The following is a 13,696-nucleotide window of genomic DNA, read 5'->3' as shown; positions in this document are numbered from 1 at the left end:
ATCAGCCTTCCCAGCCGGCCTGGTACAGCTTGCCATGGGCTTTATCCAGGGCAGCGCGCACGGCTGGCGAATGCTGGTAGATATCGACGAACTTGATCAGCCGCGGATCGTTTTTCTCCTTCGGCTGGATCACGAACTGGATCACGTATTCCTTGTGATCGAGGCCGTCGAACAGCAACGCGGAACCGGCGTCGAAAGTCTTCGCCAGGCGGATATAGGCCGGGTAGCCCTGGACCAGGTCGGCATCATCGTAGGCACGCACCAGTTGCACGGCCTCGACCTGGAGGATCTTGATCTTCTTCGGGTTGCTGACGATATCGTCTTCGGTGGCCTTGTAGCCGACGCCGGGCTTGAGGGTGATCAGCCCGGCCTTGGCCAGCAGTTGCAGGCCGCGTCCGCTGTTGATCGGGTCGTTGGCGATAGCCACGGTGGCGCCTTGCGGCAGCTCGTCGAAGCTCTTGTATTTCTTCGAGTAGAGACCGACGTTGTTGATGATCCCCGGGGCGAAGGGCACCAGGTCGAAACCGGCGGCGGCCTTGGCGTTTTCCAGGAACGGGATGTGCTGGAAGTAGTTCACGTCGATATCGCCGGCGGCGAGGCTGACATTGGGCGCGATCCAGTCGGTGAACTCCACCAGCTCGACCTTGAGCCCCTGTTTGCCGGCCTCTTCGACGGCGGCCTCCAGCGGGATGGCGAAGGCGGCGGTGGTGCCGACCTTGAGCGGGGCATCGGCGGCGTGGGCCACGGCGCCGAAGAGTCCGAGAGCAAGGGCCAGTGCTTTGACTGGTTGGGTGAGGCGTGTTGTTTTCATGATGGATTTCCAGTCGTGAGGGTTGGGGTGTCTGGTCTCTTCGCGGGCAAGCCCGCTCCCACAGTGGGATTCGCTTTTTGACTGTGGGAGGGGCTTGCCCGCGAAGCTTTCAGAGCGAGCGATAGGCCGCCCCGGCATGCTGTCCGGGCAGATGCGCGGCATCGTGGAACAGCTTTTCGCGCAAGGTCCCGTGGTCATAGGCGGTCTTGTACGAACCGCGTCGCTGCAACTCGGGGATCACCAGTTCGATAAAGTCCACATAGCTTTCCGGGGTGACGATACGGGTCAGGTTGAAGCCGTCCAGGCCGGTCTCGGCAATCCACGACTCCAGCTCGTCGGCCACCTGCGCCGGCGAGCCGACCACGGTGAAATAGCGTCCGCCCAACGCGTGCTGGTCGAGCAACTTGCGCCGGGTCCAGTCGTTGTTCTGCAGATTCTTTGTCGCCGACTGGATCGCGTTGCTCTTCACGTACTGGATCGGTTCGTCCAGTTCGTACTCGGAAAAATCGATGGCCGTGGAGGCCGAGAAATGCGCCACGCCGGCCTCGGCACTGGCATAACCGAGGTACTCGGCATGCTTTGCCCAGGCCTCCTCCTCGGTCGCGCCGACGATCACGTTCAGGCCCATGAACACCTTGATGCCTTCAGGATCCCTTCCTGCCGCCACCGCGCTGGCACGCACCTTGTCCACCTGGGCCCTGGTCGCGGCCTTGTTCTGCCCGCTGATGAACACGCACTCGGCATGCCGCCCGGCGAACACCAGGCCGCGCTCGGAACTGCCGGCCTGGAACAGCACCGGGGTGCGTTGCGGCGACGGCTCGCAGAGGTGATAACCCTCGACCTGGTAGAACTCGCCCTTGTGCCGCACCTTGTGGACCTTGTCCGGCTGGGCGTAGATCCGCCGCACCGGATCGTTGAGCACCGCGTCGTTTTCCCAACTGCCTTCCCAGAGTTTGTAGAGCACCTCCAGGTATTCGTCGGCCTGGTCGTAGCGCCGGTCATGCTCGGCCTGGGCATCGAGGCCCATGGCCTTGGCGGCGCTGTCGAGGTAGCCGGTGACGATGTTCCAGCCGACCCGGCCGCGAGTGAGGTGATCGAGGGTCGACAGACGCCGGGCGAACAGGTACGGCGCCTCATAGGTCAGGTTGGCGGTCAGGCCGAAGCCGAGGTTTTTCGTCACCGCGGCCATGGCCGACACCAGCAGTAGCGGGTCGTTGACCGGCAACTGGATCGACTCCCGCAGAGGCACCGCCACCGACTGCTGGTAGACGTCGTAGACGCCGACGATGTCGGCGATAAACAGACCGTCGAACAGCCCGCGCTCCAGCAACTGTGCCAGTTCGGTCCAGTATTCGAGGGTCTTGTACTGGGTCGAGTTGTCCCGCGGATGGGTCCACAGGCCGTGGTTGATATGCCCGATGCAGTTCATGTTGAAGGCATTGAGCAGGATCTTCTTCTTTGCTCCTGGAGAACCGGCCATCAGATCGTGCCCCGCAGCGGCGGATTTTCCGCATTGAGGTAGTAGTTGCCCACGGCGTGATACTTCCAGCGCACCGGGTCGTGCAGGGTGTGCACCCGCGCATTGCGCCAGTGGCGATCCAGGCCGTGTTCGGCCAGGGTCGCCTGGCTGCCGGCCAGTTCGAACAGCGTGCTGCCGGCGGCCAGGGAGATTTCCGTGCTGATCGCCCGGGCTTCGGCCACGGCGATGGAGGCCGCCGCCACTGTGTCGGCAGTGGTGTCGGCCTGGGCCCGGTCGAGGAATTCGCCGGCGCGCTCCAGCAGGGCTTCGGCGGCGTGCAGGCGAATGCTCAGGTGCCCGACGCTTTTCAGGGTCAGCGGATCTTCGCTGGCCTTGTCATTGCCCGAATCGATCCACGGCCGGGTGCGGGTACGGACGAAATGCAGGGTGTCTTCATAGGCGGCGCGGGCAATGCCGGTGTCGATGGCCGCATGGAGAATCTGCGCCAGCGGACCGACCGGGGTCGGCCGTTCGAAGGCGCTCTGGAAAGGGATCACGTCCTCGGCCGCGACAAACACATCCTCGAACACCACCGAGCCGCTGCCGGTGGTGCGCTGGCCGAAGCCGGTCCAGTCATCGATCACCGTCAGGCCGGCACTCTCGCGGGGGACAAAGGCCAGTTGCTGGACACCCTGCTCGTCCACCACCGAAGTGGGAATCCGCTGGGCGTAGAGCGAGCCCGTCGAGTAGAACTTGCGGCCGTTGATGCGATAGCCCTCGCCATCGCGACGCAGGTGGGTGACCCGGTCGTGGGCGGTCTTCGTACCCAGTTCGGCCAGCGCGTTACCGAAGCGGCGGCCGGCCAGGACCTCGGCGTACAGGCGTTTTTTCTGCGCCTCGCTGCCATTGACCCGCAGGACTTCCAGCGCATAGAAATGGTTCTGCGGAATCTGCCCGAGGGACGCATCGGCCTCGGAAATCAGTTGCGTGACCCTGGCCAGGGTGACGTTCGATACACCGGCCCCCCCGTACTCCTTCGGCACGCTGATGCCCCACAGGCCGGAGCGGGAAAACACTTCCAGCTCGGGCAGCGGCAGGCGCCGTTCACGGTCGCGCAGCAGGCTGTCGCGCTTGAAATCCTCGGCCAGGTCGCTGGCCACGATCAGGGCTTGCTCGTCGCTGGAAATGACCGCGACGTGTTGGGAAAGCTGTGACATGGGTGTCTCCAGAGGTCTGGTCAGATCCAGGAATGGCGAGCCGGCAAGGTGCCGTTCAGGTGATAGGCGCCAACGGCGTGGTACTTCCAGCGCACCGGGTCGTGCAGGGTATGCACCCGGGCGTTGCGCCAGTGCCGGTCGAGATTGAACTCGGCCAGGGTCGCGCGGCTGCCGGCCAGCTCGAACAGCTTTTCGCTGGCCAGCAGGGAGATTTCGGTGGTGAGCACCTTGGCCTCGGCCACGGCAATCGAGGCCCGGGCGGCGGCGGCCACATCCACCGGCCCGGCGTTGACCTGGTCCAGCACCTGCGCGGCCTTGCGCAACAGCGCCTCGGCGGCGTGCAGTTCGATTTTCAGCTTGCCGATATCGGCGATCACATAGAGATCGTCGCTGGCGCGTTCGACCTTGGCATCGATCCAGGGCCGCGAACGCTCACGGACAAAGGCAATGCTGTCGTCGATGGCCGCGCGGGCGATCCCGGCGTCGATGGCGGCCTGGATCAGTTGCGACACGGCGCCCTGGATATTCGGGGTATCGCCCTGGCGCCAGTTCTCGACGACGTTTTCCGCCTCGACCCGCACGTTGTTCAGCAGCACCGTACCGCTGGCGGTGGTGCGCTGGCCGAAACCGGACCAGTCATCCACCACTCGCAGCCCCGGCGTGCCACGGCGGACAAAGGCCATGACCTGGCGACCTTCGTCGTTGATCGCCTTGACCGCTACCCAGTGGGCGAACAGCGCACCGGTGGAATAGAACTTCTGGCCGCTGATGACATAACCGTCACCGTCGGCGCTGATCCGGGTCTTGAGTTCCAGGGTATTGCGGGTGCCGCGCTCGGGCCCGGCATTGCCGATCCGCCAGCCATCGAGCACGCTCTGGAACAGGTGTTTTTTCTGCCGTTCGGTGGCCGTGCCGAGCAGCAGCTGGAGAATGCCGAACTGGTTCTGCGGGATCTGCCCCAGGGCCGGGTCGGCGGCGGAAATGATCGCGAAGACTTCGGCCACGGTCACGAAAGACACCTGGGGGCCGCCGTATTCGCGGGGAATGGCGATGCTGCCCAGGCCGCTGCGGGTGAACTGCTCGATCTCGGCCCAGGGCAACTTGCGCTGGCGGTCGCGCCGCGCCGCTTGCAGGCGGGCGACCTCAGCCAGCTCGCGGGCCGCCTGCAGGGCTTCGGCATCATTGCGCAGCACCCGGGCCGGCAACAACAAAGGGGCGATATCCTGGTCGCTCTGGACCTGTGCCTCGTTCAAGTTAGACATCAACGCCACTCCGTGGCGCGCGCAATGCCCTGGCGATCTGCACGAGGGTGATTGTGTTCCTGACCATACCTACCTCATCTCTCTCTGGACGCATCGCAACGGCGATGCAGGCGAAATCAAACGGGTCCGGTGGTCCGGTTCATATACCCTAAGCGCGTATAAATATTAAATAAACTAACTTATAGGAATATGCATAGAAGGTCCGCCCCTCACTCCCGGCGGCGTTGGGCGGCGAGTTTGAATGGCGGTTTGCCGGTGCGGATAAAGTGCCGCGAGGTCCCGACCCGCAACCTTCGCGCCGGTGCCCAGCGGGAGTTGTTGCCGACCCGGTCGATCACGCAATAGGTGATGTCCAGCCCGCGATCCTCCCCGGCTTCCTGGATCACCCCGGGGGGACGAACACCGGGACCGGCTTGCCGATATCCGCTGGAGCCAGCTTCGGCAGGTCGAGCCGCACATCGCCCCAGAGCAGGGTGATTTCGTCCTCGACCGCCATGTTCAGATAGGGCGCCAGGGTCAGCGGCACGCCGCGCTTCATCTGCCGCGGATTGACCCCATAACGACCGATGGGCCCGGGGACGATCAGCGGCGCCAGGCCCTGGTTCTCCTCGCCGATCGGCAGGCCGCCGGGACAGGCCAGCTTGACCGGCAACTTGAGTACCGGCGAGGCCAGGGCCATGCAGCCGATGTGCATCACGCGGTAATGAATCCGCGCCAGCCCTTCGAGGATGAAGCTTTCCGGGACCCGCAGGCTGATCGGCTGGCCGACCTCACCGGCGAGGACCTGCCTGGACGTCACGTAGCAACCGTCCCAGAACAACTCGACCAGATCCCCTTCGTCCATACCGGGATAGACCGGGATCGTGATCGACAACTGCTCAGCGGCCACGCGACCGATGCCGCGCCGGCTGGCCTGGGGAACCGCGGGCGGCGCGAGTCGGGAATGCTCCAGGGGATAGCTCATGAAATCGTCCTTTTGATAGTTGCCGAAAGTGCAACTTGCAAGAGGCGGCCGGATCCTTCCGGATACATACCGCCACTGGCGCTTTCGCCGTGTCCTTACAGCCGAAAGATCATGCCGCGAGAATACCGGAAGTCCTCAGCGAAACTTGAGTGCACTCCGCAAAACACCGCGCAAGTTGTTAAAGGCAGCTAAAAGTTTTGCAGCGCGAGTGTCAAGGCGTTAATCGATAATGATTATTATCGCGCTGCTAATCGGACGCGTCCTACTTCGCCCGCCTTTATCCACGGAGCCCTGCGGGACGGGTTGGAAACCAGGTGCCACGGACAGTAACGATTCGTTGTCCCGACAAGACCGGCTTATAGTTTCAGGATGGATTTTTCCGAAGATCAGGCAGGTAATATAATAAGATGACCCAAAGCCTGTTTAAACGGTCACGCCTTGAATACCGTACTCATTCCCTGAGTACGTTATATCAACTAAAGAACATTCCTACGTATTGCCCAGAAACTTACTGAGAAACTGGCGGGTACGTTCTTCTTTTGGATGGGCGAACAGCGCCTTGGCTTCACCTTGTTCGACGATCACGCCCTTGTCGAAGAAGATCACGCGGTTGGCTACGTCGCGGGCAAAACTCATCTCGTGGGTCACGATGACCATGGTGCGCCGTTCTTCCGCCAGGCCCCGAATGGTCGCCAGCACTTCACCCACCAGCTCCGGATCGAGGGCCGAAGTCGGCTCGTCGAACAGGATCACCTGCGGCTCCATTGCCAGGGCCCGGGCAATCGCCACCCGTTGCTGCTGGCCACCGGACAGCCGGCGCGGATAGGCGTCTTCCTTGCCCGCCAGGCCGACCTTGGCCAGCAGCTTGCGGCCCAGGGCCTCGGCCTGGTCACGCGGGGTCTTCTTGACCACCAGCGGGCCTTCGATGACGTTCTCCAGCGCCGTGCGATGGGGAAACAGGTTGAAGTTCTGGAACACGAAGCCCACCTGCTGGCGCAGCTTGCGCACCAGGCCCTGCTGCTGGTTCAGCGAGCGGCTGCCATCGATCTCGATGTCGCCGACCTTGATCCGGCCGCTGGAAGGTTCTTCGAGGAAGTTCAGGCAACGCAGGAGGGTGGTCTTGCCGGAACCGCTGGGGCCGATGATGGCGACGACTTCGCCTTCCTTGACCTCGAGGTCGATACCGTTGAGCACCACCTGACCCTTGAATTGTTTGGTCAGTTTTTCAACCACGATCATGCTTCAAGACTCCAGGTCATGCCGGTTGACCCGGTCTTCCAGACGATTTTGAAAATGCGCCAGGATGCTTGCCAGTACCCAGTAGATCAGGGCGGCGGACAGATACATGGTGAAAATCTCAAAAGTGCGCGCCGACACCAGTTGTGCCTGGCGGAACAGCTCCGGTACCTGGATCGTGGCCGCCAGCGCCGTGTCCTTGACCAGCGAAATGAAGCTGTTGCCCAAGGGCGGCAGGGCAGTGCGCATCGCCTGCGGCAGGATGGCCCGGCGCAGGGTTTGCGCACGGGTCATGCCGATACTGGCGGCGGCTTCCCACTGACCACGCTCGATGGAGGCAATGGCGGCACGCAGGATTTCACAGGCGTAGGCGGCCATGTTCAGCGAAAAGCCGATCATGGCCGCCGGGATCGGATCCAGCTCGATGCCCACTTGCGGCAAGCCGTAGTAGATCAGGAACAGCTGCACCAGCAACGGCGTGCCGCGAAAGAACGACACGTAGACCCGGGCGATCCAGCTGAGCAGCTTGAAGCGCGACAGGCGCATCAGGGCCAGCCCGAAGCCCAGTACCAGGCCGAAGAACATCCCGCCAAGGCTGAGAATCACCGTGTAGTACGCGCCCTTGAGCAGAAAGGGCGCGGAGTCCAGCGCGAGTTGGAAACCTGCTTCCATTATTGAGTGACGTCAGCGTTGAAGTACTTCACGGACAGCTTCTTCAAGGTGCCATCGGCGCGCAGCTTGTCGAGGGCCTTGTTCACCGCGTCGAGCAGTTCAGGCTCGTCCTTGCGCAGGGCGATACCGGCTTCCTGACGGGAGAAGGCGTCGCCGGCAGTGGCGGTGTCCGGGGCTTTCTTGGCGTATTCCAGGGCCGCCAGGCGGTCGATCAGGATGGCGTCGATACGGCCGATGCGCAGGTCCTGGAACTTGGTCGGATCGTCGTTGTAGGTCTTGATGATGGCTTTAGGCTGGTTGTCCTTGAGCCATTGTTCGTAGTTGGTGCCCAGGCCCACGCCGACTTTCTTGCCGGCCAGGTCGTCGGCCTTCTTGATGGCGTCGACGTTCTTTTTCAGGACCAGTGCCTGGATACCGGAGACGGTGTAGGGCGTGGAGAAGTTGTACTTCTTCTTGCGCTCTTCGGAGATGGTGACCTGGTTGACCACCGCGTCCAGGCGCTTGGACTCCAGGGCGGCGAGAATACCGTCCCACGGCGTGGCCTGCAGCTTGACCTTGACGCCCAGTTCCTTGGCCAGCGCCTCGGACAGCTCGACCTCGAAACCGCTGAGCTTGCCGCTTTCATCGACGAAGCTGAACGGCGGGTAGGTGCCTTCCAGGCCGATCTTGATCTCGCCGGCTTTCTTGATCGTGTTCAGTTGTTCACCGGCAACGGCCTGGCCCAGCAGACCGGCGCCAAGCACCAGACCCAGGCTGCCAACCAGCAGACGCTTGCGAAATGCAGAAATATTCATGAAGAGCCCCGTGTGTTTTCTTATGGGAAAGGAAGGCAAACCTGACACTTTGATGACAAGCGCCAATCCTGCCTCAAAGCAGGGTTGGCGTCTCGTATCAAATTCGCCTGAGGCGAAACTATAAAACGACTCTTTTATAATTTTAAATAATATAAAAGAATTTTATTATTCCATTTTATCTTTAAACCTTGTGGGAGTGGGCACGCCCACTAAGCACGATGACGCGGTGCGTCTGACGCATCGCGCCGCTTCCTTCGCGGGCAAGCCCGCTCCCACACAGGAGCCTGCAGCCAGGGATCTGGCAACGCTCAGTCGAATGCCGAATTGTAGGCAAACAACGCCGGCGCCCCACCGGTGTGCAAGAAGATGATAGGCCCTTCGTCGAAACGCTGCAGGCCGATGCCGTCGAGCAAGCCGGCCATCGCCTTGCCGGTGTACACCGGATCGAGCAGGATGCCTTCCTGGCTCGCCAGCAGCTTGACCGCCGCCAGGGTCCCGGCATTCGGCTCGCCGTAGCGCGGGGCAAAATACTCGTCCCAGAGCTCGACCCTGAAGCTGGCCGGCAACTCCACGCCCAGCAGTTCGGCGGTACGTTCGGCCAGGCCCTGCACTTTCGGCCGTTGCGCCTCGTCGGTGCGCGATACCGTCACGCCCACCACCGGCAGCTTCGGCAGCACCTCGCTCAACGCCAGGCCCAGGCCGCTGTGGGTCCCGGCGCTGCCGGAAGCCAGCACCACGGCGGCGAACTCCAGCCCCGTCGCCTCGATCTGCGCCGCCAGTTCCAGCCCGGCGCGCACATAACCCAGGGCACCGAGGGGGTTGGAGCCGCCGATCGGCACCACATAGGGTCTGCGGCCGTTGTTGCGCAGGCGCTCGGCCAGGGCCTGCAACTGCTCGTCGGCATTGTCCAGGTTGTCCACCAGCTCGACCTTGGCATCGAACAGGTCCACCAGCAGCCGGTTGCCGTTGCGCAGGTAATTGCCGTCCTCGGTGCCGATGGGGTTTTCCACCAGGGCGACGCAGCCCAGGCCCAGGCGCGCGGCCAGCGCGGCGGTCTGGCGCACGTGGTTGGACTGGATCGCGCCGGCGGTGACCAGGGTGTCGGCCCCCGCCGCCAACGCATCGGCGCCAAGGTATTCGAGCTTGCGCAGCTTGTTGCCACCCAGGGCCAGGGGCGTCAGGTCATCGCGCTTGATGTAGATATCGCGCCCCACCCAGGCCGACAGGCGTTCGAGTTTTTCCAGGGGCGTGGCCTGGGCCAGGAGTTCCAGGCGGTTAAAGCGGGCGAGCTGTTGTTTGATCATGGGTCCGAACTGACGGTAGGAAATGCCTCGACTATAGGCAGGCACTTTTCCCCAGGCAACCGCCTTGCGCTTATGTCGGAAAGTTCTGAGCAAAGCACTATTAGTTCTTAATTCCCGTTCAGGGCGGTGCCGTAAAGTGAAAGCCATTCAGGCGACCCGATTGTCCGGTCGCCAGGTCGGAGATTTGATCGTGAGCGAGCGTTCCAGCCATTGGCAACTACAGACCATCGTCAGCCAGTTGCGCAGCGCCCGGGATGAGTGGCGCAGTCGCAACGGCCGGGTCAGCGACGAACAGGGCGGGCGCGAACTGCCATCGCGCCAGGCCATGGCCGAGATTCTCGAAGCGCTGTGCGGCGCGCTGTTCCCCATGCGCCTGGGGCCGGTGGACCTGCGCGAGGAAAGCGAGGACTTCTACGTCGGCCACACCCTCGATGCCGCCCTCAATGCCCTGCTGGCCCAGGCCCGCCTGGAACTGCGCTACGTGGCGCGGCACGGCGGCGAATCGGACGCCGAGGTCAATGCCAGGGCGGTGCAGTTGATCCAGGCCTTCGCCATGGCCCTGCCGGAGCTGCGCCGGCTGCTCGACACCGATGTCCTCGCCGCCTACCACGGCGACCCGGCGGCCCGCAGCGTCGATGAAGTGCTGCTGTGCTACCCGGGGATTCTCGCGGTGATCCACCATCGCCTGGCCCACCACCTATATCGCGCCGGCTTGCCGCTGCTGGCCCGGATCAGCGCGGAAATCGCCCACTCGGCCACCGGCATCGACATCCACCCCGGCGCGCAGATCGGCGGCAGTTTCTTTATCGACCATGGCACCGGCGTGGTGATCGGCGAAACCGCGATCATCGGCGAGCGGGTCAGGATCTACCAGGCGGTGACCCTGGGCGCCAAGCGCTTCCCGGCGGACGAGGACGGCCAGTTGCAGAAGGGTCACCCACGCCATCCGATCGTCGAGGACGACGTGGTCATCTATGCCGGGGCCACCATCCTCGGGCGGATCACCATCGGCAAGGGCGCCACCATCGGCGGCAACGTCTGGCTGACCCGCAGCGTGCCGGCGGGCTGCAACCTGACCCAGGCTAACCTGCAGCAGCACGAGAACGAGATCCAGCGCTGAGGCCTGTCACATCTGTGTTACCTGTCAGTCCCTCTTCGCGGGCAAGCCCGCTCCCACAGTGTCCGGCATCGCTCGCAGTATCCGCACAGGACGCAGGCCTTGTAGGAGCGGGCTTGCCCGCTCCTACAGTGTTCGGCGTCGCTCGCAGTATCCGCACAGGATGCAGGCCTTGTGGGAGCGGGCTTGCCCGCGAAGAGGCCGGAACGATTCACCCATGACAACCGTCATACCCCTACCTGAAGCTCATGTAAGAACAGTACCGCCCAGCCCTGCGATTAGTCCCGAAAGCCCTATCCGTGTTTAACTTGACTGTTCGTTCAAGTTAAACCGGCAGTTCGCTGCCCGCTCACAACAGGAGGCTTGCCTTTGCTGAGTCCGAGATGTCCAGCCATGTTTCATCCCTTCGAGGTGCCCGCCGCATGAGTACCTCCGCGACCCCGTCAAGCGGCCTGGTCCGCATGAACCCGCCGGTGTTCTACTTCGCCGCGACCTTCATCCTGCTGTTCGGCCTGGTGGTCATCAGCCTTCCCGAAGCCGCCGGCCAATGGCTGCTGGCCGCGCAGAACTGGGCGGCCAATACGGTCGGCTGGTATTACCTGCTGGCGATGACCCTGTACCTGGTCTTCGTGGTGGTCACCGCCTTGTCCGGCTACGGCAAGATCAAGCTCGGTGCCGACCACGACGAGCCCGAGTTCAGCTACCTGTCCTGGGCCGGCATGCTGTTCGCCGCCGGAATCAGCATCACCCTGTTCTTCTTCTGCGTCTCCGAACCGCTGACCCACATGCTCCAGCCGCCCCAGGGCGAAGCCGGTGGCCAGGCGGCCGCGCGCCAGGCCATGCAGATCCTGTTCCTGCACTGGGGCCTGCACGGCTGGGGCGTGTTCGCCTTCGTCGGCATGGCCCTGGCCTACTTCGCCTACCGGCATAACCTGCCGCTGGCCCTGCGTTCGGCGCTCTATCCGCTGATCGGCAAGCGCATCAACGGCCCCATCGGCTACGCGGTGGATGGCTTCGGCATCATCGCCACGGTGTTCGGCCTGGGGGCCGACATGGGCTTCGGCGTCCTGCACCTCAACTCCGGCCTGGACTATCTGTTCAACGTGCCCCACACCCAGTGGATCCAGGTCGGACTGATCACCCTGATGATGGGCGCGGCGATCCTGGTGGCCGTGGCCGGCGTCGACAAGGGCGTGCGGGTGATGTCCGACATCAACATGCTGCTGGCCTGCGCGCTGCTGCTGTTCGTGCTGTTCGCCGGGCCCACCCAGCACCTGCTCAACACCCTGATCCAGAACCTCGGCGACTACCTCGGCGCCCTGCCGACCAAGAGCTTCGACCTTTACGCCTACGACAAACCCAGCGACTGGCTCGGCGGCTGGACGGTGTTCTACTGGGCCTGGTGGATTGCCTGGTCGCCGTTCGTGGGCCTGTTCATCGCGCGGATTTCCCGCGGCCGGACCATCCGCGAGTTCGTCTTCGGCGTGTTGCTGATCCCGCTCGGCTTCACCCTGGCGTGGATGTCGATCTTCGGCAACAGCGCCATCGACCAGGTGCTCAACCACGGCATGGTCGCCCTCGGCCAGTCGGCCATCGACGATCCGTCGCGAACCCTGTACCTGCTGCTGGAAACCTACCCCTGGAGCAAGACGGTGATCGCCGTCACGGTGTTCATCAGCTTCGTGTTCTTCGTCACCTCGGCCGATTCCGGCACCGTGGTGCTCTCGACACTCTCGGCACGGGGCGGCAGCGCCGACGAAGACGGGCCGAAATGGCTGCGGGTGTTCTGGGGCGCGATGACCGCGCTGGTCACCAGCGCGCTGCTGTTCTCCGGCAGTATCGACGCGCTGAAATCGGCGGTGGTGCTCACCTCGCTGCCGTTCTCGCTGATCCTGCTGCTGATGATGTGGGGGCTGCACAAGGCTTTCCACCTGGAGTCGCAGAAACGCATTGCCCAACTGCATTCGCTGGCGCCGGTCTCCGGTTCACGACGCGGCAAGGGTGGTTGGCGCCAGCGCCTCAGCCAGGCGGTGCATTTCCCGTCGCGGGACGAGGTCTATCGGTTCCTCGACCAGACCGTGCGACCGGCCATCGAGGAAGTCAGCGCGGTGTTTGTCGAGAAGGGCCTGAACGTGATCACCCAGCCCGATCCGGCCAACGACAGCGTCAGCCTGGAAATCGGTCATGGCGACCAGCATCCGTTCGTCTACCAGGTACAGATGCGCGGTTACTTCACACCGTCCTTCGCCCGTGGCGGCATGGGTCCCAAGGAACTGCGCAACCGCCGCTACTACCGCGCCGAAGTGCACCTGAGCGAAGGCAGCCAGGACTATGACCTGATGGGCTACAGCAAGGACCAGATCATCAACGACATCCTCGACCAGTACGAACGGCACATGCAGTTCCTGCACCTGGTGCGCTGACGCGACAGCCGGCGAATTTTCGTACCGAGCCTGGTGGCCTGCGCGGCGGGTTCACCAGCTCGGATTCGGCTGCCGGAAGTTCCCGGCCAGGGCGCTGCGACGAGTCATGGCCCGCCATGGCGAGTCACTGCGAGGCAGGCGCCGAAGCTGGCTGACCGAACTGACCACACAAGCCACTAGGCCTTGTCCAGCAGCATGAACAAGGCCATGGCGATGGCCGGCAGGCCGAAGACGGCCAGGGCGATCAACAATTCGGAAATCAGCGGCTGGTGAGCGATGACCACGCCTATGGCGCCATTGACGATGGTCGCCAGCAGCCACATGCCGAGAAAACCGAAGCCCAGGGTCTGCCGGCTGATGCCCAGGCGCTGGCCGAAGAACAGCGTACAACCCAGCAGAAGCAGGCCGACGGTGAGGATGATGGCGGTGTGCATGGG

At 63.4% G+C, this 13,696-nt stretch carries 11 protein-coding genes and 1 pseudogene; 2 read left to right on the top strand and 10 right to left on the bottom strand.

The features are described from left to right. Position 1: 1 nt before the first annotated feature. The 9 genes and pseudogenes from KI243_RS01125 to KI243_RS01085 all read right to left on the bottom strand — a co-directional run bounded on the left by KI243_RS01125 (position 2) and on the right by KI243_RS01085 (position 9,719). A complete protein-coding gene (locus KI243_RS01125) occupies positions 2-811 on the bottom strand; it encodes a MetQ/NlpA family ABC transporter substrate-binding protein (RefSeq protein ID WP_017125353.1) in 810 nt (269 codons plus the stop codon). Between the two features lie 109 nt (positions 812-920). Next, the gene (locus KI243_RS01120) at positions 921-2,291 is read right to left on the bottom strand and encodes an LLM class flavin-dependent oxidoreductase (protein ID WP_212810358.1); all 1,371 of its coding nucleotides are present in this window, start codon (positions 2,289-2,291) and stop codon (positions 921-923) included. Beyond that, complete coding sequence (locus tag KI243_RS01115) at positions 2,291-3,487, bottom strand: SfnB family sulfur acquisition oxidoreductase (protein WP_103032816.1); 1,197 nt, start codon at positions 3,485-3,487, stop codon at positions 2,291-2,293. Before KI243_RS01115 ends, KI243_RS01120 begins: the two co-directional genes overlap by 1 nt. A 20-nt stretch (positions 3,488-3,507) precedes the next feature. After that, entirely contained in the window at positions 3,508-4,749 is a 1,242-nt protein-coding gene (locus tag KI243_RS01110; protein WP_177083691.1) for an SfnB family sulfur acquisition oxidoreductase, read from the bottom strand. Between the two features lie 209 nt (positions 4,750-4,958). After that, positions 4,959-5,713 (bottom strand): annotated as a pseudogene (locus KI243_RS01105) (hypothetical protein). 489 nt (positions 5,714-6,202) lie between these two features. Further along, positions 6,203-6,952, bottom strand: coding sequence for an L-cystine ABC transporter ATP-binding protein TcyN (gene tcyN / locus KI243_RS01100; protein ID WP_212810357.1), 750 nt, complete (start codon positions 6,950-6,952; stop codon positions 6,203-6,205). 3 nt (positions 6,953-6,955) lie between these two features. Continuing rightward, positions 6,956-7,621 (bottom strand): cystine ABC transporter permease, encoded by a 666-nt coding sequence (gene tcyL / locus KI243_RS01095; RefSeq protein ID WP_017125359.1) that lies wholly within the window; start codon positions 7,619-7,621, stop codon positions 6,956-6,958. After that, complete coding sequence (tcyJ, locus tag KI243_RS01090; RefSeq protein WP_177083695.1) at positions 7,621-8,415, bottom strand: cystine ABC transporter substrate-binding protein; 795 nt, start codon at positions 8,413-8,415, stop codon at positions 7,621-7,623. Before tcyJ ends, tcyL begins: the two co-directional genes overlap by 1 nt. A gap of 308 nt (positions 8,416-8,723) precedes the next feature. Then, a complete protein-coding gene (locus tag KI243_RS01085; RefSeq protein WP_177146818.1) occupies positions 8,724-9,719 on the bottom strand; it encodes a D-cysteine desulfhydrase in 996 nt (331 codons plus the stop codon). Positions 9,720-9,909: 190 nt separating this feature from the next. On the opposite strand from KI243_RS01085, the gene epsC reads away from it, so the two are divergent. Both epsC and betT read left to right on the top strand, forming a co-directional pair. Then, positions 9,910-10,839 (top strand): serine O-acetyltransferase EpsC, encoded by a 930-nt coding sequence (epsC, locus tag KI243_RS01080; protein WP_212810356.1) that lies wholly within the window; start codon positions 9,910-9,912, stop codon positions 10,837-10,839. 458 nt (positions 10,840-11,297) lie between these two features. After that, entirely contained in the window at positions 11,298-13,259 is a 1,962-nt protein-coding gene (gene betT, locus KI243_RS01075; RefSeq protein WP_017125363.1) for a choline transporter BetT, read from the top strand. Between the two features lie 176 nt (positions 13,260-13,435). On the opposite strand, the gene KI243_RS01070 is transcribed toward betT, so the two are convergent. Further along, entirely contained in the window at positions 13,436-13,693 is a 258-nt protein-coding gene (locus KI243_RS01070; protein ID WP_017125364.1) for a hypothetical protein, read from the bottom strand. Positions 13,694-13,696: the final 3 nt, after the last annotated feature.

Source organism: Pseudomonas sp. Ost2, from assembly GCF_018326065.1.
In the GTDB taxonomy this organism is placed as follows: Bacteria; Pseudomonadota; Gammaproteobacteria; order Pseudomonadales; family Pseudomonadaceae; genus Aquipseudomonas; species Aquipseudomonas gingeri.
This window is presented reverse-complemented; position numbering and strand designations above follow the sequence as displayed.